Annotated in this window: 24 protein-coding genes, 3 tRNA genes and 1 pseudogene; 7 read left to right on the top strand and 21 right to left on the bottom strand. The window is 72.4% G+C overall.

Features of this window, described 5'->3' with window-relative positions:
- Positions 1-38 precede the first annotated feature (38 nt).
- A complete protein-coding gene (locus tag ACN27G_RS30085) occupies positions 39-557 on the bottom strand; it encodes an SRPBCC family protein (protein WP_421496063.1) in 519 nt (172 codons plus the stop codon).
- A gap of 192 nt (positions 558-749) precedes the next feature.
- Here ACN27G_RS30085 and ACN27G_RS30080 point away from each other — a divergent pair, with 192 nt between their 5' ends.
- Positions 750-1,247, top strand: a complete 498-nt coding sequence (locus ACN27G_RS30080; protein WP_421496062.1) for a hypothetical protein — start codon at positions 750-752, stop codon at positions 1,245-1,247.
- A gap of 142 nt (positions 1,248-1,389) precedes the next feature.
- On the opposite strand, the gene ACN27G_RS30075 is transcribed toward ACN27G_RS30080, so the two are convergent.
- From ACN27G_RS30075 to crtI, 7 genes and pseudogenes are all read right to left on the bottom strand, one after another.
- A tRNA-Phe gene (locus ACN27G_RS30075) sits at positions 1,390-1,463 on the bottom strand.
- Between the two features lie 104 nt (positions 1,464-1,567).
- A tRNA-Asp gene (locus tag ACN27G_RS30070) sits at positions 1,568-1,644 on the bottom strand.
- 35 nt (positions 1,645-1,679) lie between these two features.
- Positions 1,680-1,752 (bottom strand) — tRNA-Glu (locus ACN27G_RS30065).
- 138 nt (positions 1,753-1,890) lie between these two features.
- Positions 1,891-2,682, bottom strand: coding sequence for a polysaccharide deacetylase family protein (locus ACN27G_RS30060; RefSeq protein ID WP_421496061.1), 792 nt, complete (start codon positions 2,680-2,682; stop codon positions 1,891-1,893).
- A gap of 91 nt (positions 2,683-2,773) precedes the next feature.
- Positions 2,774-3,700: a MerR family transcriptional regulator gene (locus ACN27G_RS30055; RefSeq protein WP_421497506.1), complete on the bottom strand. Its 927-nt coding sequence runs from the start codon at positions 3,698-3,700 to the stop codon at positions 2,774-2,776.
- Between the two features lie 267 nt (positions 3,701-3,967).
- Positions 3,968-4,469 (bottom strand): annotated as a pseudogene (gene idi, locus ACN27G_RS30050) (isopentenyl-diphosphate Delta-isomerase); the annotation flags it as partial.
- Between the two features lie 110 nt (positions 4,470-4,579).
- Positions 4,580-6,070, bottom strand: a complete 1,491-nt coding sequence (crtI, locus tag ACN27G_RS30045) for a phytoene desaturase family protein (RefSeq protein WP_421496060.1) — start codon at positions 6,068-6,070, stop codon at positions 4,580-4,582.
- 215 nt (positions 6,071-6,285) lie between these two features.
- Here crtI and ACN27G_RS30040 point away from each other — a divergent pair, with 215 nt between their 5' ends.
- Positions 6,286-7,197 (top strand): phytoene/squalene synthase family protein, encoded by a 912-nt coding sequence (locus ACN27G_RS30040; protein WP_421496059.1) that lies wholly within the window; start codon positions 6,286-6,288, stop codon positions 7,195-7,197.
- A gap of 71 nt (positions 7,198-7,268) precedes the next feature.
- Here the strand turns inward: ACN27G_RS30040 and ACN27G_RS30035 are convergent, their stop codons facing one another.
- The 3 genes from ACN27G_RS30035 to ACN27G_RS30025 all read right to left on the bottom strand — a co-directional run bounded on the left by ACN27G_RS30035 (position 7,269) and on the right by ACN27G_RS30025 (position 10,587).
- Positions 7,269-8,156: a carbohydrate ABC transporter permease gene (locus ACN27G_RS30035; RefSeq protein ID WP_421496058.1), complete on the bottom strand. Its 888-nt coding sequence runs from the start codon at positions 8,154-8,156 to the stop codon at positions 7,269-7,271.
- Between the two features lie 12 nt (positions 8,157-8,168).
- Positions 8,169-9,125 carry a carbohydrate ABC transporter permease gene (locus tag ACN27G_RS30030; RefSeq protein ID WP_421496057.1) on the bottom strand — a complete coding sequence of 319 codons (957 nt, stop codon included), beginning with the start codon at positions 9,123-9,125 and terminating at the stop codon, positions 8,169-8,171.
- Positions 9,126-9,210: 85 nt separating this feature from the next.
- On the bottom strand, positions 9,211-10,587 hold the full coding sequence (locus ACN27G_RS30025) for an ABC transporter substrate-binding protein (protein WP_421496056.1): 1,377 nt from the start codon (positions 10,585-10,587) through the stop codon (positions 9,211-9,213).
- 394 nt (positions 10,588-10,981) lie between these two features.
- Here ACN27G_RS30025 and ACN27G_RS30020 point away from each other — a divergent pair, with 394 nt between their 5' ends.
- The 4 genes from ACN27G_RS30020 to ACN27G_RS30005 all read left to right on the top strand — a co-directional run bounded on the left by ACN27G_RS30020 (position 10,982) and on the right by ACN27G_RS30005 (position 16,246).
- Positions 10,982-12,478: a dihydrolipoyl dehydrogenase family protein gene (locus ACN27G_RS30020; protein WP_421496055.1), complete on the top strand. Its 1,497-nt coding sequence runs from the start codon at positions 10,982-10,984 to the stop codon at positions 12,476-12,478.
- Between the two features lie 199 nt (positions 12,479-12,677).
- Entirely contained in the window at positions 12,678-13,679 is a 1,002-nt protein-coding gene (locus tag ACN27G_RS30015) for a LacI family DNA-binding transcriptional regulator (RefSeq protein ID WP_421496054.1), read from the top strand.
- A 229-nt stretch (positions 13,680-13,908) separates the two neighbouring features.
- Positions 13,909-15,543, top strand: a complete 1,635-nt coding sequence (locus ACN27G_RS30010; protein WP_421496053.1) for an alpha-amylase family glycosyl hydrolase — start codon at positions 13,909-13,911, stop codon at positions 15,541-15,543.
- 118 nt (positions 15,544-15,661) lie between these two features.
- Positions 15,662-16,246: a pyridoxamine 5'-phosphate oxidase family protein gene (locus ACN27G_RS30005; protein WP_421496052.1), complete on the top strand. Its 585-nt coding sequence runs from the start codon at positions 15,662-15,664 to the stop codon at positions 16,244-16,246.
- Positions 16,247-16,366: 120 nt separating this feature from the next.
- Here ACN27G_RS30005 and ACN27G_RS30000 read toward each other — a convergent pair whose 3' ends face one another.
- The 4 genes from ACN27G_RS30000 to ACN27G_RS29985 all read right to left on the bottom strand — a co-directional run bounded on the left by ACN27G_RS30000 (position 16,367) and on the right by ACN27G_RS29985 (position 19,308).
- The gene (locus tag ACN27G_RS30000; protein ID WP_421496051.1) at positions 16,367-17,143 is read right to left on the bottom strand and encodes a crotonase/enoyl-CoA hydratase family protein; all 777 of its coding nucleotides are present in this window, start codon (positions 17,141-17,143) and stop codon (positions 16,367-16,369) included.
- A gap of 57 nt (positions 17,144-17,200) precedes the next feature.
- Positions 17,201-17,722: a DUF402 domain-containing protein gene (locus tag ACN27G_RS29995; RefSeq protein WP_421496050.1), complete on the bottom strand. Its 522-nt coding sequence runs from the start codon at positions 17,720-17,722 to the stop codon at positions 17,201-17,203.
- 92 nt (positions 17,723-17,814) lie between these two features.
- On the bottom strand, positions 17,815-18,174 hold the full coding sequence (locus ACN27G_RS29990) for a nuclear transport factor 2 family protein (protein WP_421496049.1): 360 nt from the start codon (positions 18,172-18,174) through the stop codon (positions 17,815-17,817).
- Positions 18,175-18,246: 72 nt separating this feature from the next.
- Positions 18,247-19,308, bottom strand: a complete 1,062-nt coding sequence (locus tag ACN27G_RS29985) for an NAD-dependent epimerase/dehydratase family protein (protein WP_421496048.1) — start codon at positions 19,306-19,308, stop codon at positions 18,247-18,249.
- A gap of 192 nt (positions 19,309-19,500) precedes the next feature.
- On the opposite strand from ACN27G_RS29985, the gene ACN27G_RS29980 reads away from it, so the two are divergent.
- Complete coding sequence (locus ACN27G_RS29980) at positions 19,501-20,340, top strand: Rieske 2Fe-2S domain-containing protein (protein WP_421496047.1); 840 nt, start codon at positions 19,501-19,503, stop codon at positions 20,338-20,340.
- 31 nt (positions 20,341-20,371) lie between these two features.
- On the opposite strand, the gene ACN27G_RS29975 is transcribed toward ACN27G_RS29980, so the two are convergent.
- The 6 genes from ACN27G_RS29975 to ACN27G_RS29950 all read right to left on the bottom strand — a co-directional run bounded on the left by ACN27G_RS29975 (position 20,372) and on the right by ACN27G_RS29950 (position 24,519).
- A complete protein-coding gene (locus ACN27G_RS29975) occupies positions 20,372-21,865 on the bottom strand; it encodes a LysM peptidoglycan-binding domain-containing protein (RefSeq protein ID WP_421496046.1) in 1,494 nt (497 codons plus the stop codon).
- Positions 21,866-21,880: 15 nt separating this feature from the next.
- On the bottom strand, positions 21,881-22,282 hold the full coding sequence (locus ACN27G_RS29970) for a pilus assembly protein TadG-related protein (RefSeq protein WP_421496045.1): 402 nt from the start codon (positions 22,280-22,282) through the stop codon (positions 21,881-21,883).
- Positions 22,283-22,401: 119 nt separating this feature from the next.
- On the bottom strand, positions 22,402-22,971 hold the full coding sequence (locus ACN27G_RS29965) for a TadE/TadG family type IV pilus assembly protein (RefSeq protein ID WP_421496044.1): 570 nt from the start codon (positions 22,969-22,971) through the stop codon (positions 22,402-22,404).
- The gene (locus ACN27G_RS29960) at positions 22,968-23,384 is read right to left on the bottom strand and encodes a TadE family protein (protein WP_421496043.1); all 417 of its coding nucleotides are present in this window, start codon (positions 23,382-23,384) and stop codon (positions 22,968-22,970) included. Before ACN27G_RS29960 ends, ACN27G_RS29965 begins: the two co-directional genes overlap by 4 nt.
- 4 nt (positions 23,385-23,388) lie before the next feature.
- Complete coding sequence (locus ACN27G_RS29955; RefSeq protein ID WP_421496042.1) at positions 23,389-23,616, bottom strand: hypothetical protein; 228 nt, start codon at positions 23,614-23,616, stop codon at positions 23,389-23,391.
- Positions 23,617-23,649: 33 nt separating this feature from the next.
- Positions 23,650-24,519 carry a type II secretion system F family protein gene (locus ACN27G_RS29950; RefSeq protein WP_421497505.1) on the bottom strand — a complete coding sequence of 290 codons (870 nt, stop codon included), beginning with the start codon at positions 24,517-24,519 and terminating at the stop codon, positions 23,650-23,652.
- Positions 24,520-24,532: the final 13 nt, after the last annotated feature.

Raw genomic sequence — 24,532 nt, 5'->3', positions numbered from 1 at the left:
GCCCAGCTCGTGCCCGGCCCAGCTCCGGTCGTCTCCGGTCAGTCCTGGTCGTCGCCGCTTCCGGCGGCGGCGTACCGGGAGAGCAGTTCGTGCCAGCCGGCGGTGAGCGCCTCGCGGTAGCCCTCGGCAGCCTCGCCGTGCCGGTCGAAGTCCCGGTGCTCCACCTCGACCAGGACGCTGCCGTCGGCCTGCGGGGAGAAGCGCGCCTCCACCACGCTGCTGCGGGCCGGGTCCGGCACCGGGGCCCGGTCCGGGCCGATCTGCCAGTTGAACACCAGCCGCCGGGGCGGCTGCCAGTCGAGCACCCGGCCCCAGTCGGTGCGGAAGCCGTGCGGGCCGATCTCGTACAACATCCCGCCGCTACCGGGCTCGATGCCGAGCTTCGCCAGTTTCTGCGGGCCGGACCAGGTGTATTCCTTCACCCACCAGTCGGCGATTCCCTCGGTGAAGATGGCGAACGCCCGGTCGGCGGGACCGGGGACACGGAGGCTACTGCGTACCGAGTATCTGGTGGTGGCCTGCTGGATGTCGGAGGCGTTCGTAGTCTCCTGTCCCATAGGCCGGGACCATACCGGCTACGGCTGAGCTGTGCACCTTTACAAGCGGTGGACGGTCGATCCCTGCGCCGAGCGGTAGATCATCGATCGCCGCGTGGCCCGCCGATCAGCATCGATCTAGCATCGACCGGAAGCGTTGTCCGGGTGCGTGTCAGGCGTGCGCGGGGCGACGGTGACCGGAGGAGGTGCGGGTTGCCGCAGGAAGCCGCCACGTTCCACGCCGACCGCCGTCGGCTCCGGCGCCGGCTGCTGCTGGTCGTCATCTCATACCTGCTGGCGGTGCTGGTCTCCGCCCTGGTCGCCCGCGCGGGCCTGGCGGCGGCCCGCACCGGTGCCGACCGGATCGGGCTGCCCTGGGCGCTCGCCGGCACCGCCGGGATGTTCGGCGCCGGCACGCTGGCCATCGCCGCCTGGTACGCCCGGCGTGGGCTTGACGCGGGGCACGGCGTCCCGCCCCGGCTGGCCCGGGCGGTGCTGCTGGCCCGGGTCGGCAGGATCGGGATGGGGCTGGCCGCGATCACGGCGGCGGTACTCGGAGTGGTGTCGGCGCCCGAGGGCGCCGAGCGCGGCTTCGCGATCCTGGTGAGTGTCGGCCTCGCCGCCCTGCTCGCTCTCTTCGCGCTGTTCGCCAACGACCTCACCCGGCTCCGGCGGCAGGTGGCTCCACCGCCCGAGCGGTCCGTCCGGTGATCGGGTAGCGGATGGCCTGTCCTGGCCGGCCGGACGCTACCCGATCACGGGTTACTCGCGCGTGGTGGTGGGGGGCTGGAATGGTGACAGCGCCGACCGGCGTTTGCTGGTCAGCGCTGTCATAGCCCGGCGAAAGGCTATGTGGCCAGGGGCGGGGTCGAACCGCCGACCTTCCGATTTTCAGTCGGACGCTCGTACCAACTGAGCTACCTGGCCGGGTTACTCGGCTCATGTTACCTGCGCGACGAACCCGGCGCCGCGCTGGGTAACCTGCGCCGAAACGCCGACCGCCACACACGTGGTCGCATGGCGAGCAGCGCTGGCGGTCCTGACGGGACTTGAACCCGCGACCTCCGCCTTGACAGGGCGGCGAGCACTCCAACTGCTCCACAGGACCTTGCTGACGTGCTGACCCGGCCTGGGCCGGGGTCGTGCCCCCAACGGGATTCGAACCCGTGCTACCGCCTTGAAAGGGCGGCGTCCTGGGCCGCTAGACGATGAGGGCGGCCCCGCCATCATTGCACATGACAACTTCAGCGGCTGTGCTCCCATCCGGCCCCGCCGGAGGCCTGGAAAGCATACGTGATGGCCAGCCGCACGGCCAAACCGGTATCCCGCCTAGGACAAAGTTCCTCAAACCACCTTACCGCAGCCGGGTGATCCCGTACTTCCGCTTCAAAGAGCTGATCACGGTGGGGCAGGCGCCGAGGGTGCGACTTCGGTCACCGCCGCCGTCGTGCAGCAGCACGATCGAACCCGGCCGGGCCTGCTGGGCCACCCGCTTGCTGATCTCCGGAGTGCTGGTGTCGTCCCAGTCGGCGGGGTCGACGTCCCAGTGCAGGGGCTTCATCCCGAGTTCCCGGGAGACCTGGACGATGGCCGGGGTCCACCTGCCGCCGGGCTGGCGGTAGTACGGGATCCGGACTCCGGGCACCGCCCGCTGGATCTCCTGGTTGGTCCGGCGCAGGTCGGCCCGGATCTGCCCGGTGCTCCGGGACCCCAGATCCAGATCGTGCCGCCAGCTGTGGTTGCAGAGCGTGTGGCCCTCCCGCACGATCCGCCGCACCAGCGCCGGATAGCTCTTGACCCTCACGCCGAGTACGCAGAACGTGGCCTTGACCTTCGCCTGGCGGAGCTGGTCGAGCAGCTTTGGGGTCCACCGTGGATGTGGTCCGTCGTCGAAGGTCAGCGCGACCGCGCGTACGCCTGTCATCCGCTGCGTGTTCAGCGGACCGATCCTCGCCCGCGCGGCCGGCTTGCGGGCCGGCTTCGCGGGGGGCGGCGTGGTCGGTGCGACCGACGGTGTGGCGGAAACCAGCGGGATCGGTGGATAGGGCAGCGGTGAGCTGCTGGAGCTGGTGGGCTTCCCGTTCGCGCAACCGGCGGACAGCAGCACCAGGACGAGACCGGCGACGACCGCCGTACGGCTTCTCACGCGGCGACTCCCGAGGGGCTTTCGGGTTACGGCTGCCCCACGTTAGCGGACGTGCGTGGGGGAGCGATGTCCCGAATGCTCGGTACTCGGATCACCGTCCCGAAAAGTCGGGTACATCCAAGAGCAGCGCGAGCGCCTCGGCGAGCGTCGCCGGGCTGCGTACCCCTGCCGGCAGCAACTCCGGCGGCCAGCCGGGACCGGCGGCGGCCAGCAGCGACGGCGGCCGGCGGGCGCTCCGCACCGCGGCGAGCTGGCCCGGGTCCCCGGTCGCCGCCGTGTGCGACCAGAGCACCACGGCCGCCGGGGCGGTCCGGCCGACGGCGTCGAGCAGCGCGTTCACCGGCATCCGCGCGCCGAGTAGCCGGCAGTGCACGCCCGCCTCGGCGAGCGCGGCGGCAAGCGCCTCCAGCGGAAGGCTGTGCTGCTCCTCCTCGGCGCAGGAGAGCAGGATCCGGGGTGGCGCACGGTCGACCGGTGGCCGGGGCACCGCCGCGAGCGCCTCCGACACGCAGCGGGACAGCAGGTGCTCCACCTCGACGTATCCGGCGGTGGTGGCGTGACGCTCGCCGACGCCGGCCAGGACCGGCCGGAGCATCAGCTCCCAGGTGGTGACGACACCGTCGGCCTCGATCGCCGCCATGATGGTCGCGCGCATCGAGATCGGGTCGAGCCGCATCGCCGCCCGGGCCAGGCCGTGCGCCGCCGGCCCGGCCCGCCCGACGGGGATCGCCGCGCCGCCGCCGTGCCGGGCCGGCGGCAAGCGTTCCGGATGCGGACGCTGCCCGGGTACGCCGCCCCGCCGTGCCCAGCGGGCGGCCTCGGCCGGAGTGATCCCCTCGGTGGTGAGTCGGCGCATCACGTCCAGCCGGGCGAGGTCCTCGGCGCTGTATCGCCGGTGCTGACCCGGCACGTGTCGGCTCGGGCCCAGCCCGTACCGCTGGTGCCAGCTCCGCAGCGTGGTGACGGCGATGCCGAGCCGGCGTGCGACGGCACCGGCGCTCAGCCCGTTCTCGGCCACCTGGTCGCCGGGCCGGTCCGTGGCCAGCCGGTCGTTCGGCCGGTCTGCGGCCACCTGGTCGCCGGGCCGGTCATCGGCCACCTGACCGCTCCGCCGGGTTGTCCTCCTGGTCTGCGGTGGCCGGGCCCTGCTGCCACCGACCGCGGTTGCTCGACCGGTGCGAGGCTTCGGAAGCCGTGCCGGCGGAGGCTGCGGACGGTGTGCCGGCGGAGGCTGCGGACGGCACGGTCGACTGTGCCGGGGGCGGTGGTGTCGGCGCCGGGTCGGTGAGCCGGCCGAACACTCCGCCCAGCCACGGTGCGTACGCCTCCGGCTCGGCCTCCAGCCCGGCGCGCAGCTCGTCCGGATGCACCCAGCGCAGGTCGGCCACCTCGTCCGGATCGGGCAGCACGGGCCGGTCGGCGGTGAAGTCCCCCCGGAGCACGTGGTCGTACTCGTACTCCACCCGACCCGTGCCGGGGTCCTCGGCGCGGTAGAGGTACACGCCGATCTCGGTCAGCGGGCCGGCGTCGACGCCGAGCTCCTCGCGCAGCCGCCGGGCGGCGGCCACGTCGAGCGGCTGGCCGGGGGCCGGGTGACCGCAGCAGGTGTTGGCCCAGCGCAACGGGAAGCGGGTCTTGACGGCTGCCCGCCGCTGGAGCAGGACCCGCCCGGCCGGGTCGACCAGCAGCACCGAGAAGGCCCGGTGCAGCTCGCCGGGCGGCCGGTGCGCCTCCTCGACGGTACGCGTCCCGACCGGCCTGCCGGCCTCGTCGACGAGTTCGACCAGGTGTGTCTCGCGGTCGGCGGGAGGCGCGTCGGCCTCCCCGGCCGGTAGGTCGCCGTCGGCGTCACCCGGCCTGCCGCCGTCGTCGCCGGGCGGTGTGTCGTGGTGGGCTGTCATCGGCCACTCCCTCCAGTCACCCGGGCGGCGGCGAGCTTCCCGGAAATCAACACCATGGGCACGCCCACTCCCGGCTGCGTGCCGGAGCCCACGAAGACGACGTTGGGCAGTGTGCGGTGCAGGTTGCCCGGCCGGAACGGGCCGGTCTGCCACAGGTTGTGCGCGGCGGCGAACGGCGTGCCGGCGGCCATCCCGGCGTCGGCCCAGTCGGCCGGGGTGACGATCCGGAGCACCTCGACGCTGTCGGCCAGCCCGACGTAGCCACGGCGTTCCAGGGTGCGGAGCAGATCGTCCGCGTACCGCCGGGGCAGGTCGCCGCGCCAGTCCAGCCCGGCGCCACGGTGGAGGTTGGGCACCGGGGCGAGCACGTAGTAGCCGTGCCGGCCGGTCGGCGCGACCGACGGGTCGGTCCGGCTCGGATTGGTGACCAGCAACGACGGGTCCGACATCAGTTCGCCGCGCCGGATCACCTCGTCGAAGGTGCGCCGCCAGGCCCGCCCGAAGTGGATATTGTGGTGGGCGATCCCCCGGTAGCCCTGGCTGGCCCCGACGTGCAGCACCACACACGACGGCGAGTAGCGCAGCCGCCGCGGCGGGGCACCGTCGGGCAGCAGGTCGCGGTGGGCGACCGGCAGGTCCGGGTTGAGCACCACCACGTCGGCCGGCACCACCGCACCGTCGGCGGTGCGTACCCCGGTCGCCCGGCCGGCCGACGTCTCGACCCGGGTGACCGGGGTGCCGTACCTGATCCGTACCCCGTGTTTCTCGGCGGCGCCGGCCATCGCCCGGGAGACCGCGTGGATCCCGCCGCGCGGGAAGTAGACCCCGGCGACCGAGTCGAGGTAGGAAATGACGGTGTAGATGGCGAGCGCGTCGTGCGGGGCGAGGCCGGCGTACATCGCCTGGAAGGAGAAGATCCGGCGGGTCCGGGGGTCGGCGAAGAACTGGTCGACCTTGGTCTGTAGCCGCCGGAACGCGCCGGCGGCCAGCAGCCGGAGCAGGTTGGCGGTGAGCAGGTCGGCCGGGCCGTCGAGGTTGCGGTCGATGAAGTCGGCGCGTTCGAGCTGCCAGAGCCGGCGGGCGTAGTCGACGAACCGCAGGTAGCCGTCGGCCTCCCGGGGGCCGCAGATCCGGGCGACCTCGGCGGCCATCCGGGCGGTGTCCGGCAGCACGTCCAGGGTGGAGCCGTCCGGGTAGTGCGCCCGGTAGGTCGGGTCGAGCGGGACGAGGTCGAGCCAGTCGGTCAGTTCCTCGCCGACCGCGCCGAGCGCCTCGGCGAGCAGGTCGGGCATGGTCAGCACGGTCGGTCCGGTGTCGAACTCGTAGCCGTCGACGGAGAGCCGGCCGGCCCGCCCGCCCGGACCGGACTCGCGCTCCAGCACCGTGACCTGGCGTCCGGCGCCGGCCAGGTGCAGCGCGCAGGCGAGGCCGCCGAGCCCGGCACCGACCACCACCACCCGGTCGGTCCGCCCACGTACGGTTCGCACCTGATCACCTCCTGGAGCCGCAATCATCCTTGGTACAAGGTCAGCAAGACAGCTTCTTAGCGCTTTTGTAACTAAAAGGTCCCTTGTTGACCCCGGACGGGCCCGGAAATCGACCCCGGACCGGCCCGGGAAACGGTGCCCCGGAAACCGGACGAGCGTACCCTGATGGCCACGAGTTGCGTCGATTCATGCGTCGATTGGCCGGTGGAGGATCGGTGGACACGAGTCTCGAAAGCTCCTACGAACACTGCCGTGAGCTGCACCGAAGGCACGGTCGGACCTACTATCTCGCGACCCGGCTGCTACCGGCGTGGAAACGGCGACACGTGCACGCCCTCTACGGCTTCACCCGCTACGCCGACGAGATCGTGGACCGGACCGGGGAACTCCCGACCGCGCTCCGGTCCGCCCGGCTCGCCGACTGGTCCGAGCGGTTCCTCGCCGGGCTGCGCGGCGAGCCGGTGACCGATCCGCTGCTGCCGGCCGTACTGCACACCATCGCGGTCTTCGACCTGCACCGGGTCGACTTCGCGGCCTTTCTGCACAGCATGGCGATGGACCTGACCGTCACCGGCTATTCCCGCTACGCCGACCTGCTGGACTACATGGAGGGTTCGGCCGCGGCGATCGGCACGATGATGCTGCCGATCCTGGGCAGCTCCGATCCGGCCGCCGCCCGGGAGCCGGCCCGGCAGCTCGGCTTCGCCTTCCAGCTCACCAACTTCATCCGGGACGTCGCCGAGGACCTGGACCGGGGCCGCGTCTACCTTCCGGCCGAGGACCTGGAGAGGTTCAAGGTCACCCCGGCCGACCTGGCCGCCGCCGCCGAGCGCCGGCGGAGCAGCACCGCCATCCGGCACCTCATCGAGTACGAGGTGGGCCGCGCCCGGCAGCACTATGCCGCGGCGGCGCCCGGGGTGACCCTGCTCGCCCCCGGTTCGCAGTCCTGCATCCGCACCGCCTACGTGCTCTACGGCGGCATCCTCGACGAGGTCGTCGCCGCGGGCTACGAGGTCTTCGCCCGCCGGGCGGTGGTCCCACGCCGGCGCCGGGCGGTGGAGGTCGCCCGGGCCCTGCTGGCCCCGGCCGGCACCCCGCTGGTGGTACCGGGGACGACCGTCCCCTGACGCCGTCGGCCCCTGACAGCCGTCGGCCGCGCCGTTGGCCGTGGCGCCGTCAGCCCTTTATTTGCCCGCCGTCAGCCCTTGACGCTGCCCGTGGTCAGGCCGGACATGATGTTCCGCTGGAAGATCAGAAAGATGATCACGGTCGGGATCGCGGCGATGACCGAGGCGGCGACCACCACGTTCATCGGCGTGCCGCCGGAGAAGGCGTAGATGCCGACGCTGACCGTGCGGGTCTCCGGCGACGGCATGACCAGCTTCGGCCAGAGGAAGTCCTTCCAGACCGCCGTCACGGCGAGGATCGAGACCACTCCGAGGATGGGGCGCGACATCGGCAGGATGATCGACCAGAGCGTGCGCAGCGGCGTCGCGCCGTCCATCACCGCCGCCGCCATCAGCTCCTCGGGAATCGAGTCGAAGAAGCGCTTCAGCAGGAAGATGTTGAACGCGTTCGCGACCAGGGGCAGCCAGATCGCGAACGGCGAGTCGAGCAGGTTGATGTGCAGCACCGGCAGGTCGATCACGGTCACGTACTGCGGGACGATGAGGACCATCGCCGGGATCATCAGCGTCGCCAGCATCATCCCGAGGAGCACGTTGCCGAAGACCGGGCGGAGCTTCGAGAAGGCGTACGCCGCCGCGGTGTCGAGGACGAGCTGGAAGAGCAGCGCGCCGGTGGCGTAGTAGAACGTGTTGAAGAGCAGCTTGGCCAGGTCCAGGTTGTTCCAGGCGTCGACGTAGTTCTGCGGCTGCGGATCGGCGGGAAAGAGCGACGGCGGCGTCTGGGCGATCTCCTGGCCGGACTTGAGCGCCCCGGTGACCATCCAGTAGAGCGGCCCGAGGAAGACGAGCGTGAACACCAGCACGACGGCGGTGAGCAGCGTCCAGTAGACGACCCTGCCGCGCCCGCGCCGCAACTGGGCGTGTGAGACGAGCGTGCGGGTGCCGGAATCCTGCGCCATGTCTGGCCCGTCCTAGTCCTGTTTGGAGGTGAGCCGCAGGTAGCCGGCGGAGAAGCCGGCCAGCACCACCAGCATGATCACACCGAGGGCGGCGGCGCCGTTGAGGTCGTTCTGGAAGAAGCCGTGCTGGTAGATCAGGTACGCCACCGAGGTCGCCGAGTCCTCCGCGCCCGCGCCGTTGGCCAGGATCAGCGGCTCGATGAAGAGCTGCATCGTGGCGATGATCTGCAACATCGCGAGCAGCAGGAGGATCAGCCGGGTCTGCGGGATCGTGACGTGCCGGATCCGGCGCCAGATCCCGGCGCCGTCGAGCTCGGCGGCCTCGTAGAGGTCGCCGGGGATGTTCTGCAGCGCCGCCAGGTAGATCAGCACCGCGCTGCCCATGTTCATCCAGGTCGAGGCGACCACCATCGCCGGCATCGTCATCCCGGGCGACTGCATCCACTCCGACGTCGGCAGGTGCAGCGCCTTGAGGATCGCGTTGAAGAGCCCGGCGTCGCTGGGGTCGTACGCGTAGAACTTGAAGAGGAAGAGCGCCGAGGCCGGCGGCAGCATCACCGGCAGGTAGACCAGGATCCGCAGATAGCCCTTGGCGTGCCGGAACTCGTTGAGCAGGATCGCCACGAAGAACGGCACCGCGTAGCCGAGCACCAGCGCGAGGAGCGTGAAATAGAGGGTGTTCCGCCAGGCGGTCCAGAAGCTGGGGTCGTCGAGGATGCGGGCGTAGTTGTCCCAGCCCACCCAGGTGGTCTCGCCGCGCCGGGTGCGCTGGAAGCTCATCACGACGCCGCGCACCATCGGATACCAGGAGAAGACGGCGAAGCATGCCACCGCTCCGATCAGGAAGGCGTGCCCGGTGAGGTTGTCCCGTACCTTCCGGCCGAGGCTCGCCCGCCGTGGCCCCGCCGCGTACGGCGGCGCGGGACGCCCGGCATTCCTGGTGCCCGGGACGGTGGTGGTGGTCGCCAACGCAACTCCCTGCCTGAGACGTGACCGGACGGGCGGTGCGGACCGCGGGCGGTGGGGACCGGCCGGCCCCCACCCCCGGGCACGGTCAGCTCTCGCTGGCCAGTAGCTGGTTGACCTTCTCCTCGGCGGTCCTGAGCAGCGCGTCGATGTCGGCGTTCGGGTTCGTCAGCACCCCGGACATGGCACCGTCGAGCACCGCGTAGATCGCCTGCGCGTTGCGCGGCTCACCCTCGATCGGGATCGGGTTCGCCTCGAAGACGGCGAAGTTCGCGGTGTCGACGTTCGCGTTCGCCTTACGCAGCTCCAGCTCCTGCTTCTGCGCCTCGGTGCCGTTCGCGAAGAGCAGCGGCTGGGGCAGGCCGACCGGGTAGTTCTGCGGCTTGGCCCGGACGTAGTCGAACTGGCCCTTGCCCGGCGTCAGCTTCTGGTAGGCGATCCACTTCAGGCCAGCCCGGACCTGCTCGGGGGTGAGACCCTTCTTGAAGAAGTAGCCCTCGCCGCCGCCGAGGGTGGCCTTCGCCGGGCCGTCCTGGCCGGGCAGCGGGCCCATCGCCCAGTCCTGGAACCTGCCCTGGAACTGGCTGACGATCGCCTGGGTGGAGTCCGGCGCCCCGACGAACATGCCGACCTTGCCGGCGGCGGCGTTGGTCAGCAGGTCGCCCCACTGCAGCAGTTGGCGGGCGCCCATGCTGTCGTCGCCGTACCGCATGTCCTTGAGGTTCTGCAGCACCTGCCGGCCCATCGGGTTGTTGAAGTCGGCCTTCTTGCCGTCCGGGGTCAGGATCTGTCCGCCCTGCGAGTAGAGCAGGGCGGTGAAGTGCCAGCCACCGGTGTTGCCGGCGCTGTATTCGGCGTAGCCGGCGATGCCGTCGCCGAGCGCGGAGATCTTCTTGGCGGCGTCCCGGACCTCGGGCCACGTCCTGGGCGGGTTGTTCACGTCGAGCCCCGCCCGCTGGAAGAGGGCCTTGTTGTAGACCAGGCCCATCGAGTAGTTCTTCACGGGTACGGCGTAGAGCTTGCCGCCGTCGCTGAAGACCTCCTTGAGCGCCGGGTCGACGCTGTCCCAGGTCGGGACCGTCTCCCCGGTGGCGAATTCGGTGATCTCCATCGCCTGCCCGGAGTCGAGCACCTGCTGCATGTCGGTCATGTAGCCGTAGAAGACGTCGGTCACGGTGCCGCCGGCCAACCGGGCGGTGAAGTCCGGCGGGTTGTTGCACTGCTCGCCGACGCTCACGCTCTTGACGACGATGTCGGGGTTCTGCCGCTGGAACTCGGCGACGTCGTCGTTCCAGTTCTGCAACAGCTCCTTCTGGGAGCCGACCGGCTGGCAGTCGACCGTGATGGTGACCTTGCCGCCGGCGTTGTCGTCGTCGCTGCTCTTCGTGGAACACGCCGTGAGGCTGAGCCCCAGGCCGGCCACGAGCGCCAGCGCCGCGGCCTTCCGGTGCTGCGGTACGGACATCTGTCCATCCCTTCGGGAACGGGGGAGTCTCCATGACCTCTGCCGACCCGTGGATCGCCGGGTGCTGATCCGCGGATCACCGTGGCCGCGCCGTGCCGCTGATCGAGATCTGCCGGGTGACCAGGCCCTGGAGCTGCGTGGCGTCGAGTGTGTGAGTGGGGTCACTGTAGCGAGACCGACTCATTTCCGCAAGATCTCGATTGTATTTTGAAAAGACACGACTTAGTTACGGCCGATACTGGACAGGGTCGTGAGGTTCTCGCCCGAGATGCCGCTATTCGACCCTTTCCGTGGTACCCGAAGGGGGTCCTCGGGAGGGTCCGGACCGGGAGCCGACCCCGCACCCCGGGCGGTCCGCCTGGTCGCCCGGAGGTCGATCGGGAAAGCTGGCGGCATGGCTGAACAGGAACGGATGCGGGTGGCCGGTGACGGCGGCGCGCCCGCCGACGGACCGGTGGGACCGGACGTGACGGCGGACGTCGACGTGGTGGTGGTCGGGCTCGGTGTGGGCGGCGAGGAGACGGCGGGCCGGCTCGCCGCCGCCGGCCTCTCGGTCGTCGGCATCGAACGCAACCTGGTCGGCGGCGAGTGCCCGTTCTGGGGGTGCGTGCCGAGCAAGATGATGATCCGGGCGGCAAACGCGCTCGCCGAGGCGCGCCGGGTCGACCAGTTGGCCGGCAAGGCACACGTCGAGCCGGACTGGAACACAGTGGCGAGGCGGATCCGTGAAGAGGCCACCGCCGGCTGGACCGACGACGCCGGGGTCGAGCGGTTCACCGCCAAGGGCGGCCGGTTCGTCCGGGGCAGCGGCCGGCTGGTCGGCCCCGGTCTGGTCCAGGTCGGCGACGAGCTCTACCGGGCCCGGATCGGCGTCGTGCTGGGCACCGGCAGCACGCCGGTGATCCCGCCGCTGCCCGGGTTGGCCGGCACGCCGTACTGGACCAACCGGGAGGCGATGGAGCTTGCCGAGCTGCCCGGGTCGCTGGTGGTGCTCGGCGGCGGGGCGATCGGCGCCGAGCTGGCCCAGGTCTTCGCCCGGTTCGGCGTGCGGGTCGGCATGGTCGAGGCGGGCGAGCGGGTGCTCGCGATGGAGGAACCGGAGTCGTCGGAGCTGGTCGGAGCGGCGCTGCGCGCGGACGGGGTGACGGTGCACACCGGAGCCCGTGCCGAGCGGGTCGAGCACGACGGTGACGGCTTCACCCTGCACCTGACCGACGGCGCCCGGCTGCACGGCGAACGGCTGCTGGTGGCGACCGGTCGGCGGGCCGCGCTCGACGGGCTCGGCCTGGAGACGGTCGGGCTGGACCCGACCACGCGGTTCCTGGAGACCGACGACCGGATGCGGGTGGCCGACGGGATCTGGGCGGTCGGCGACCCGACCGGGCACGGCGCCTTCACGCACGTCGCGATGTACCAGGCGGCGATCGCGATCGACGACATCCTGCGCCGTGCCGGCGCGGGCGACGGTGTGGCAGGTGGCGCGGCGGATGGCACGGGCGGCGGCGCGGCCGGTGGCGGGCGGCGGGCGGACTACCGGGCGCTGCCCCGGGTGACCTTCACCGATCCCGAGGTGGGCGCGGTCGGGCTCACCGAGCGGCAGGCCCGGGAGCAGGGCTACGACGTGCGGATCGGCTTCACCCCGCTCTCCGACTCCAGCCGGGGCTGGATCCACGGGGTGGGCGGCGAGGGCTTCGTCAAGCTGGTCGGTGACGCGGGGCGGGGCGTGCTGCTCGGCGCCACCTCGGCCGGTCCGGCCGGTGGCGAGGTGCTGAGCGCCCTGGCGGTCGCGGTGCACGCCGAGGTGCCGGTGACCACCCTGGCCGGAATGATCTACGCCTATCCCACCTTCCACCGCGCCATCGAGACGGCCGTCCGCGACCTGCTGTCGTGAGCACGCGACCCGTTGCCGCGCTCGCGCGAACGGCTTCGTCGTGAGCGCGGAAACGGGTCGCGCACCCGTGCGGGACTGCGCCGCGGGCGCGGAAACGGGTGCGGCGGCACGGTGTCCGGCGGCACGGTGTCCGGCCGCCCGGTCAGTCACGGCAGACGATGGTTCGGTTTTTGCAGCTGGCTGACGTACGATCGCGGCCGTGACCAGAAGACTCACCGAGGTGGCCCGGAAGGCCGGGGTCAGCGAGGCCACGGTGAGCCGGGTGCTCAACGGCCGGGGCGGTGTCTCGGAGAGCACCCGGGTCGCCGTGCTCACCGCCCTGGACGTGCTCGGCTACGAGCGCCCCAGCAAGCTGCGGGGCGAACGGGCCCGGCTGGTCGGGCTCGTCCTCCCGGAGTTGCAGAACCCGATCTTTCCGGCGCTGGCCGAGGTGGTCACCGGTTCGCTCGCGCAGCGTGGGCTCACCCCGGCGCTCTGCGCCCGCACCATCGGCGGGATCTCCGAACCGGACTACGTGGAGATGCTGCTCGACCACCAGGTCTCCGGGGTGATCTTCGCCGGCGGCTCGTACGCGCTGGCCGACGCCCCGCACGACCACTACCGGCGGCTCACCGACCGGGGCCTGCCGGTCGTACTGGTCAACGCCGGCGTCGACGAGCTCGGCTTTCCCTGCGTCTCCACTGACGACGCGGTCGCGGTCGAGCAGGCGTACGGGCACCTGCGGTCGCTCGGGCACGACCGGATCGGGCTGGTGCTGGGTCCGGCCGACCACGTGCCGTCCCGGCGGAAGCTGGCGGCGATGGCGAAGATCGCCGGCTGGGCCGAGGACGAGGAGTGCGTCGAGCGCTCCAGCTTCTCCATGGAGGGGGCCCGGGTCGCGGCGAGCAAACTGGTCGAGCGCGGCGTGACCGGGATCATCTGTGCCAGCGACGTGATGGCGCTCGGCACCATCCGGGCGGCCCGCCGGCTGGGTCGCACCGTGCCGGTCGACATCTCGGTGGTCGGATTCGACGACTCCGCGCTGATGACCTGCACCGATCCCCCGTTGACCACGGTCCGGCAGCCGATCGAGACGATGGGTCAGGCCGCGGTGGACCTGCTGGTGAACCAGATCGACGGGGTCGGGGTGCTCACCGACGAGCTGCTCTTCGAGCCCGAGTTGGTGGTACGCGGCTCGACCGCCCCGGCCCCCGGCCGCTGACTCCCGGCGCCCGCCCGCCTCCCCTGCCCTCCGGGTGCCTCCCCTGCCCTCCGGGTGCCTCCCCTGTCCGGAGGTGGCTTTCGCCTCTTCGGCGTCCCGCTCACGGATAGTCGCCATCTTTCAGACTTCTGTCGGATTATTGCGATGGCGTACCCAAGTTTGTATCGTCATCGCCACGAAACGAGGCACACACAGGCGGTCGGCGGACCGATCCAGAGAGCAGGTACTCGTGTCCAGATCAGACAGCCGCCCGTGGTGGCGAGACGCCGTGATCTACCAGGTCTACCCGCGCAGCTTCGCCGACGGCAACGGCGACGGCATCGGCGACCTCGCCGGCATCCGCAGGCGGCTGGACTACCTCTCCGGGCTGGGCGTCGACGCCATCTGGTTCGGCCCCTGGTATCCGTCGCCGATGGCCGACGCCGGCTACGACGTCTCCGACTTCCGCTCGGTGGAGCCGGTCTTCGGCACCCTCGCCGAGCTGGAGGAGCTGATCGCCGAGGCGCATGGTCAGGGCCTGCGGATCATCGCCGACCTGGTGCCGAACCACTGCTCCGACCGGCACCCGTGGTTCCAGGCCGCGCTGGCCGGCGGTCCCGGTGCGCCGGAGCGCGAGCTGTTCTGGTTCCGCCCCGGGCGCGGTCCCGGCGGTGACCGGCCACCGACCGACTGGGTCGGCGAGTTCGGTGGCCAGACCTGGACCCGGACCACCAACCCGGATGGCACCCCGGGCGACTGGTACCTGCACCTCTTCGCCGCCGAGCAGCCGGACTTCAACTGGGACCACCCCCGGGTACGCGCCGAGTTCGAGGAGATCCTCCGGTTCTGGTTCGACCGGGGCGTGGACGGCATCCGGATCGACTCGGCGGCGCTGCTGCTCAAGGACGCCACCCTGCCCGAGGTGGTGGAGGGGACGCCGCACCCGTTCCACGACCTGGACGGGGTGCACGACATCTACCGGAGCTGGCGGCGGATTGCCGACAGCTATCCCGAGCCGCGCGCGTTGATCGGCGAGGTGTGGCTGCCGGACCGGCAGCGCTTCACCAACTACCTGCGCCCGGACGAGCTGCACACCGCGTTCAACTTCGACTTCCTCAGCTGCGCCTGGGACGCGGCCAGGCTGCGGGAGAGCATCGACGGGACGCTGGCCGAGCACGCCGCGATCGACGCCCCGGCCACCTGGGTACTCTCCAACCACGACGTGACCCGGGTCGTCACCCGGTACGGCCGGGCGGACACCACGTTCAGCTTCGCCAGCAAGCGGGAGGGCATCTACACCGACCTGGAACTGGGTACGGTGCGGGCCCGGGCCGCGGCCCTGCTCTCCCTCTCGCTCCCCGGTGCCGTCTACGTCTACCAGGGCGAGGAACTGGGGCTCTGGGAGGTCGAGGACATCCCGCCGGCCCTGCGCCAGGACCCGATGTTCCCTCGTTCCGGGTTCGTCGACCCCGGACGCGACGGTTGCCGGGTGCCGCTGCCCTGGTCCGGTGACGCGGCACCGTTCGGATTCAGCCCGGACGGCGCCACCGCCGCACCCTGGCTGCCACAGCCGGCCGCGTGGAAGGACCAGACCGTGCAGGCCCAGACCAGCGATCCGCACTCCATGCTGGAGCTCTATCGCGAGGCGATCCGGATCCGGCGCAGCCTCCCGGCCCTCGGCGACGGGACACTGCGCTGGCTGCCGGCGCCGGACGGCGTCCTGGCCTTCGCCCGGGATCCCGGGTTCGCCTGCGTGGTGAACCTCACCGCCGCACCCGTACCGCTCCCGCCGCACCAGAGCCGCCTACTGGCCAGCCGGCCGGTGGACGGCGATCTGCTGCCCTCCGACACCGCCGTCTGGCTACATCCCACCGAACAGCGCTGACGGTGCAAGGAAGGGCCCCCCGTTATCGTTTTTTGTATAGGAAGGGCCCCTTCCTAACCACGCTGACCGGCGGCGACCCGGCGGGTTCGGCGGCCCGCCGAGATGGGGGAGGATGCGCATGGGAAAGACCTACGACCGGATCGACGGCAGGCTGCGGGGCTACATCGAGAACCAGAAGGTCTTCTTCGTGGCGACGGCACCGCTCGGCGCCGACGGTCACGTCAACGTCTCGCCGAAGGGGCTCGCCGGCTCGCTCGCGGTGCTCGACGAGCAGACCGTGGCATATCTCGACTTCGGCGGCAGCGGCGCGGAGACCGTCGCGCACCTGCGGGAGAACGGCCGGATAACCCTGATGTGGTGCGCCTTCGACGGCCCGCCGACCATCGTCCGGGTGCACGGCCGCGGGGAGGCGGTCTTCCGGGACGACCCCCGGTGGCCGGAGCTCGTCCGGCACTTCCCGCAGCAGGACGGTGCGCCGGGACAGCGGGCGATCATCCTGGTCAGCGCGCGCCGGATCAGCGACAGCTGCGGCTACTCGGTCCCGTTGCTGGACTACCGGGAGGAGCGGACGCTGCACACCGACTACTTCGGCCGGAAGACCGACGAGGAGTTCGCGGCGTACTGCGAGCGGAAGGACCATGTCGGCACCAGCCTCGACGGCCTGCCCGCACTGCCGCTGCCGCTCCCGTCGCTGCCGGCCTGAAACGGCCCCGGCACCCGCGCGCTCCGGTCAGCGGCCCGGTTCGCTCCGGTCAGCGGCCGGCTCGCTCCGGACAGCGGCCCGGCCCGGCCCGGTAGCGGCCGGCGCGACCACGGGCGGCCGCTACCGGGGACGGGAGGGCTGGTACGAGCCGTGGCGCCCCTCGCCAGAGGTGAACCGGGCCACCCCCTCGGTCGCGTCGACCGCGAGCGAGTTCATCCCGTACGCCAGCTCGGTGCGCATCGCCTCCTCCTCGCTCCGGCCGGCGGCGGCCAGCGTGGAGAGCCGGTCGTTGCGCAGGCAGGTCTGCGGAAAGCCGGCGATCTCGGCGGCCAGCGCCTCGGCGGCAGCCCGCGACTCGCCCGGCCCGACGAGCCGGTTGACCAACCCCATCTCGTACGCCTCGGTGGCCGGCACCGGGCGGCCGGTGAGGATCAGGTCCATCGCCCGGCTCTGCCCGATCAGCCGGGCCAGCCGGACGGTGCCGCCGTCGATCAGCGGCACGCCCCAGCGCCGGCTGAAGACCCCGAACACCGCGTCGGCCTCGGCGATCCGCAGGTCGCACCAGAGCGCCAGCTCCAACCCGCCCGCGACGGCGTACCCGGCGACGGCGGCGATCACCGGCTTGCCGAGACGCATCCGGGTCGGGCCCATCGGACCGTCACCCTCCGGCTCGACCCGATTACCACTCGGGGTGGTGATCGCCTTCAGGTCGGCGCCGGAGCAGAACGTGCCACCCTCGCCCCAGAGCACCGCCACCGAGGCGTGCCGGTCGGCGTCGAAGGTCCGGAAGGCGTCCGCCAGGGCCCTCGCCGTCGGGCCGTCCACCGCGTTCCGGCGCTCCGGACGGGACAGCACGATCGTCTGCACCGGGCCGCTTTCCTCAACTCGTACGCCCACCGGATCAGCATGCCCGTCCGGATCGGCGCGCGCACCCCCTGATCACTCCCTGATCGGTCACCGCCCGATGAGCGGGCCGAAGCCCTCGGGGGCGAGCGCGGCGAGTTCGTCGAGGGCCTGCCGGGCCCGGGCTGCCGCCTCCGGGTCGCGTTCCTCCAGACCACTGGCGAGGAACTCGTCCTCGTCGAGCCGGAGCACCTGACTCCGGTCGGCGGACGTCCACAGGTCGAGGTCGAGGTCCGGCACGACGACCACCCGGCCGGTGACGGTGGCCGGCCGGGTCACGTCGCAGTACCAGCCCTTTAGCGCGCCGCCGGCGTCGTACACCTCCTTGACCGAATACCACCGGTCCCGCCAGTAGTGCTCCGTCCAGACGTCACCCGGTTCGAAGCGGACGAAACCCATGTCCCGGATCGCCGCCTTGCCCCAGGGCGCGCGGACGACCAGGTGGGTGCCGTCGTCGGCCAGCACCGAGGCGGGGTAGCGGAGGTCGGGCCGGGGCGCCTTGACCAGATGGATCGTCACCGCGTCCCCGGGAGCGAGCCGCCCACCGCCGGCACCGCCTCCGCCGGTCGCCACCGGCCCTCCGCTGCCCATCACGGACCCGCCTCTCCGTACCGCCTTCTCGCCGCCGCCCGCCCGCCGCCCGCCCGCCGCCCCGCGACGACGGGTCACGCCGGTGGCGAGAATGGCCACTCCTCGAACGCGACGCAGCGGCCGTCCCCGGCGAACGTCATGAGCCACAGGTCCCGGAACTCCTGGCCGGTGCCGTACCGGACCTCGAGCCGGGCCACCGCCACGTCGCCGTCCACCGCGATGATCTCACTGCTCATCCCGAACTCCTCGTCGTGACCGTCCCGTTCGGCCTCCCACATCGTGCAGATGTCCCGTAGCCCCACCACCGGCTCGTGGTAGGGGCCCTGCAGGTAGGTCGCGTCGGAGGTGAAGAGCGTCGAGAGCGTCTCGGTGCCCGGCGTACGCCAGGCCCGCTCGTATCCGGCGATCCACTGCTGCACCCGGGTCCGGTCCATGGTGTCCACTGTGCCAGCCCGAGTCGTCGGCCCGGCCCGTACCCGCCGAATGGTCAGGCGGTCCGGGCCGGGTCAGGCCGCCCGCCGGTCGGAAGTCTCGCGGCCCGGCCGCAGCGGCGGGCTGCCGGCCCCCGCACCGGCGGCTGTCCCGGCAACGAGATCGCGCAGCGCCTCCCGGGCGTCCCGCCGGGGCCGCCAGCCCAGCTCCCGCTCGGCCCGGGAGCAGTCCATCAGCGGAACGGCGGCCCCCAGCTCCAGCCAGCCCTCGTCCGCCGGGACGAGTCGGCTCCGCCCGGCGGCCCGGTTCAACAGCCGCAGCAGGGCCAGCGGCAGCGGTGCCGCCCAGCCGCCCAGCTCCGCCGCGACCACCGTCCCGTCCAGCACGGGTTCGGCGGCGATGTTGAACGCTCCCGACCGGTCGCCGCGCACGGCCCGCAGGTACGCCTCGGCGGCGTCGTCGGCGTGCACCACCTGAACGCGCAGCCGCCGGTGTCGGGGCACCACAGGATGCCGGGGCACCGCCGGCAGCCGCCCCGGGCGGAGCAGCGAGACCGGGGCGAACCGGCCGAGAAGATGTCGGGTGATCTCGGCCCCGGCGTCGTGCTGGAGCACCGGCGCCGTGCGCAGCCGGGTCACCCGGAGTACCGGATAATCCCGCTCGGCGGCGGTGAGCATCGCCTCCACGGCCGCCTTGTCTGCGCTGTAGCCGGAGCGCCCGATGCCGGTGACCGGCCAGTTCTCGTTCACCCGGGCGTCCTTCGGCCCGGGCGCGTACGCGCCGACCGACGAGGCGCAGACCAGCTTCGGCACGCCCGCCGCGAGCATCGCGTTGACGACGTGTCGGCTGCCGTTGAGGTTGGCCCGGCGCAACTGCGCGCGGTGCTGACCGGGCTGGATCTGCCAGGCCAGATGCACCACGGCATCCGCCCCGGCCAGCCGCTCGGCGAGCGGGTGCAGGCAGGCCGGGTCGCCGAGGTCGGCGACGTGCCAGCGCACCCGGTCGTACGGCGGCCCCGCCTCCGGCGCCGGAGAGTGCCGTGCGATGCCGATCACCTCGATGTCCGGCTCGCCGGCCAATCGGCGCAGCAACGCGCTGCCGACGTTGCCGGTGGCTCCGGTGATCGCGATCCGCATGTCTGGCGGTCTACCCCGGCCCGCCCCGGCCATGCCGGTCACCCGTCCGGGGATGCCCGTCACCTGTCCGGGGATGCCCATCACCCGCACCGGGCGTGGCCCGTCACCCGTCCGGGCATACCGGTGCGGCGGTGCGGGTGCGGAGGTTTGCCCGGGCCCGGCGGCGGGAAGTTACCGCCGATGCGAGCCATTTTGACCAGACTCGAGCAGGCGACCGGCCTGGACCGTACCTCGCAACGCGTCCAGCACGTGGTTGCGGCGGCGATCCGGCCGCAGCGGCTCCGCGACGTTCTGCACGGGGTCGGGCTGGGGCATCCGTTGCATCCGGCGCTGGTGCAGTTGCCCATCGGGGCCTGGGTCAGCAGCGCCATCCTCGACCTGATGCCCGGGCAGCGGCGCGCCGCCACCACGCTGGTGGCGGCCGGCACCGCCAGCGCGGTTCCGGCCGTCGTCGCCGGATGGAACGACTGGTCCTCGCTCTCCCGGGAACAGCAGCGGGTAGGTCTGGTGCATGCGCTCGCCAACGGTGTCGGCCTGGCGATGTACGCCGGCTCACTCGCCGCCCGGCTGACCGGGCGGTACGGTCTCGGCCGTACCCTCGGCCTCGTGGGCCTGACGGCGGTCGGCGGCGGCGGGTTTCTCGGTGGGCACCTCGCCTACAAGCAGGGGGCCGGTGTCAACCACGCCGTCCCGGAACTGCGGCTGATCGAGGATGGCTGGCACGCACTGGCGGACATGTCCGCCCTCCCGCAGCATGAGCTGCTCACCCGCCGGGTCGACGACGTCGCGGTGGTGGTCTACCGGGACGGCGACGACGTCACCGTCATGCTGGAGCGGTGCGCCCACCAGAGCGGCCCGCTCGGCGCCGGCGAGGTGACCACCGTGAACGGGCGGACCTGTGTGACGTGCCCCTGGCACGGCAGCACCTTCGATCTCGACAACGGCGAGGTGGTACACGGCCCGGCCGGCACCGACCAGCAGGTCCTGCCCACCCGGGTGATCGGCGGCGTCCTACAGACACGCCTGCCCTGACACTGAGACGGCAGGAGCGGTCATCCGGCGGTCATCCGGTCGACCGGTGCCGGCCACCGTCGGGCAGCGATGGGCGGCGGGCGGAGCGGTTACGCAGTCCGAAGACCGCCCCGATCTGTGCGCCGACGATGCCGGCCACCGCAAGCACCGCAGAGACCGCGAGTGGCCGGTTCAGTTCCTCCACCGCCCCGGCCCGGGACGCGCCGACCGGGTACGTGTCACCGTTCGCCTCCCCACCGCCGGAGGGGCCGAACCCCTCGTCGCCGCCGGATGGCTGGGCATGCGCCGGCTGGTGCGGGTCGGCCGGCTGGCGCGGGCCGGTGGTCTGCACCGGCTCGGCGGGCTGGCGTGGCTCGGCGGGCTGGCGTGGCTCGGCGGGCTGCCCCGGGGCGACCGGTGACTGTGGTGCCGGCGGTTGCGGCTGCGCGCGCTGTGGTGCCGGCGGTTGCGGCTGCGCGCGCTGTGGTGCCGGCGGTTGCGGCTGCGCCGACTGCGGTGCCGAGGGCTGTTCGGCCTTCGGAGCCGGATCCGCGGGTGTGGCCTCCGGCCAACCGCCGGGCGGCGGCGGGACCGCGACCAGGCCGGTGGCGTGCTGCCGGGCGCCCCGATCCTCGGCTGCCGGTGGCAGGTGCAGCAGCTGGCCAGGCCGGATGCGGTCGGGATCGCGGATCTCGTTGAGCCGGGCCAGTTCCGGATAGCGGTCGAAGTCGCCGAGGTAGCGGCCGGCGATGTGACCCAGGTAGTCGCCCCGCTCCACCCGGTAGACCGGCTCCGGCACTGCCCCTCGCTCGTCCGCCGGCCCGACCAGCCACTCCGGCGCGGGTCCGGAAGCTGGCTCGCCGGTCAGCCAGTGCGGCGCGGGTCCGGAGGCCGGTTCGCCGGTCAGCCAGTGCGGCGCGGGTCCGGAGGCTGGCTCGCCGGTCAGCCAGTGCGGCGCGGGTCCGGAGGCTGGCTCGCCGGTCAGCCAGTGCGGCGCGGGTCCGGAGGCCGGTCCCGGCCCGTCTGCGGCGACCGGCCCGTCTGCGGCGACCGGCCCGCCCACCCCGACCACGAACCCCGCCCCGGCCATCCGCCCATTCCCAGCCATCGGCCCATCCGCAGCCAGGTGTCCCACGCCGGCAGGGCTGGCAGCGCTGGCAGCGGCGGCGGCCGGCCCGAACGCCAGCACCATCGCCACCGAGCCGACCAGCGCGGCAGCCCAACGCTGCTGGTGGCCGAGCCCGGGCAACCGGATCGCCGGCCGGCGCAGGACCCGGGCGGGTATCTCGACGAGCACCGAGAGGGCGAAGGTGGCCCACCCCGCCCAGCCGACGACGGCCAGCGCCCGCAGGAAGAGTTGGCCGTCGTCGCGGCTGGTCAGGGCGGTACCGATCTCGTCCAGCCCGGGCACGTGGTCCGGCAGTGGGTTGCCGGCCAGGGCCAGCAGCGCCAGGGGCGCCCCGACGAGCAGTCCGATCAGGACGATCAACGCTCCGATTCCGGTGCAGAACTGGCCGGCCCGGCGGGCCGCCCGGGATGCAGGCATGATGATGCCCCCTATTCAGCGGTTCGTCGTGGTGAGGAGTGTCGCGGTGGCCGTACCCGGCACCGTGATGTTGTCGGCGAAGCCGAACAGGTCGAGGAAGACCGTGTCGTAGTCGAGTTCGAGGTTGACCGTCAGGGTGGAGTTGTCCCCGGCGAGCGCGAAGTCCACGTCCCATTCCGTGACGCCTTCGACGCCCGCCAGGTAGTTGTCGACGGCCGTCCGGGCGGCGGCCTCGTCCAGCAGCGTGCTCCCGTCGACCAGCAACTGTCCGAGGTCGATCGCCTGGCCGCCGGCCCGTGCTGCCTCGGCGGCCAGATTGTCGGCGCGTTGCATCGTGCGGAGCTGGCCGGCGCCGTCGTACGCCAGCCCGATGATCGCCAGTACGCCCACCAACGCCACCGCAAGGAACAGACTCACCCGCCCCGCATCCCCTCCATCCCCGTAGGCAGGTGATGTAGATCTTGACGATCTGTTGCTGCTGGAACGACAACAAGTCGTCAAGATCTCCGCGATGCCCCACTGCCTCGTTGGGGGCATCAGGCATGATCCGGCGTTGGGCCCGGTGCGGTGGCGGGGCGGGGGGTGGCCAGGCGGGGGGTGGCGGGGCGGGGGGTGGCGAGACTTAGGCTTCTGCCGCGGTAGCGATCAAGGGGCGAGACGAAGGTCGCCTCGACGGTGCTGTACGTCCGGGCGCCCGGCAGCAGCGGCATCCGCAGGTCGCGTACGGAGACGTCGCAGGTGACCGTCACCACCACCGAGGCGTCGGTGCCGAGGCCGGCGACGTAGGCGTCGTCGAAGTCGGCCGGCTGCCCGTCGACCGTACCGGCGAAGGTCAGCCCGGGATCGTCCGAACAGGACAGCCCCTCCGCCTCGAGACGGCTCTGCACCGCCGCCCGCGCCGCGTTTCGGCCGTCGCCCGCCGTACGCGATATCGACGCGGCCCGGGCGGCATCGTGCGCCGCGGCCTCGATCGCCTCGTGCGCGACGGCGGTCCGGCCGGCGACCCCGGCCAGCGCCACCAGGGCGAGGAAGGCCGGGGCGAGGATCGCCGTCTCCACCGAGACCGAACCCCGGCCCCGGTCCCGCGCTCCTCTCCCGCCGCTCACTGCGTCTCCTCGTCGGTGAACCGCTCCACGGTGCCGAAGGCGGTCTCGCTGATCGGCGGCAACGAGATCAGCGGTACGACCCGGAGCGGCTGCCCGGTGACGGTGGCGGCCACCTGCGTGTCGTCCTGCTCCGGAACGGTCACCGTGACCTCCCAGTCGACCAGCCAGTCGCCCGCCCGCTCGAGGAAGTCCTCGGCGCGCTCCTGCCCCACCCCCGGCTCGGCCTGGTACGCGCGCTGCGCGCTGACCGCCGACTGTGCCGCGTTCAGGGCGGTGGCGCGGGCGATGAACCAGGCAGCGGCCTGGATCGAGGCGAGCAGCAGGATCAGGATGGCCGGCATCAGCACGGCAAGCTCGACCGGATTGGCGCCCCGGTCCCGCTCCGCACCGGCCGCCCGGCGCGGCCGTGACACGGGTCTACTCCGGGGCCGCGGGGTCGGCAGCACCGCCCGGCTCCGGGATGGCGTCCATCCAGTCACCGACGCTCTGCGACACGGCGACCGTGACCGCCAGGGCGGCGGCCACCAGGCCGAAGATGATGACGGCGGTCGGCACCGGGCTGTCGCCCCGGTCCCGCTCACCGGTACGGCGAAGCTCGGCGATCCGTACGGTGAGCGCGACGTGCAGGTAGGCGATGATCGACATCGCGGTCTCCCTCCTGTGAACGGTGGATCGAGGTCAGATCCGGGCGACGAATGGATAGAGGACGAACCCGACGAGTACGAAGACCAGCAGCGCCCCCGGAATGTCGAGCCGGCTGGTCACCCCCTCGGCTCGGGCGAGGTTGTCGGTCCGGATCTGGTCGCGCAGCGAGTCGGCCCGGCCCCGCAGCGAGTCGTGCACCTGGGCGCCCTCGGTGCCGGAGGACTGCATGATCGCCCCGACGTCGCCGAGTTCCGGGATGCCGATCTTCTCGGCCAGGTCCCGCAGCTCGTCCCAGGGCGAGTGCATCTGCAACTGCGCCAGCCGCAGCGCCTCCCGGATCCGCTCGAAGACCCAGCCGTCGCAGACCTCGGCGGCCCGCTCCAGCGCCTGCACCGGCCCGTGCGCGGCCGACAGTTGCAGGGCGACCAGGTCCAGATAGGCGCAGACCGCCTGCCGGAACTCGCGCCGGGCCCGCTCCGCCTTTCCCAGTACGCTGCGGTGCGCCAGCAGAACGCAGAGCAGCGCGAAGCCGAGCGCGCCGACGGTCGGCACCACGAACGGCAGCCGGATCCCGGCGACGAAGAGGATCGCGGTCGACACCGCCGGGGTGGCCAGCCCGATCAGCCCGGAGAGCAGCAGCGAGAGCGTGTACTGCTCGGGCGACTGCCCGATCAGCGCGAGCTGTCGCTGCGGTGGACGCAGCCAGCGGGTCGCCCCGGCCAGCCACTCGAGGTTCGGGCCGGCGGCCCGGGACGGCCGGGTCAGCCCGGCCGGCTGGTGCAGCCGGCGCAACGCCGGGCCGAGCGCCGGAGTCGCCGGCAGTGCCTCCCGGACCAGCAGGAACAGGCCCAACCCGACGGCGGCGCCACCGAGCACGCCGACGGTGAGCTGCCAGTTGAGGATCACCGCGCCCTCC

The sequence above is a fragment of the Plantactinospora sp. WMMB334 genome, assembly GCF_049179095.1.
GTDB lineage: Bacteria > Actinomycetota > Actinomycetes > Mycobacteriales > Micromonosporaceae > Plantactinospora.
The sequence above is the reverse complement of the archived record's forward strand: the minus strand, read 5'-3'. Positions and strand labels throughout refer to the sequence as shown.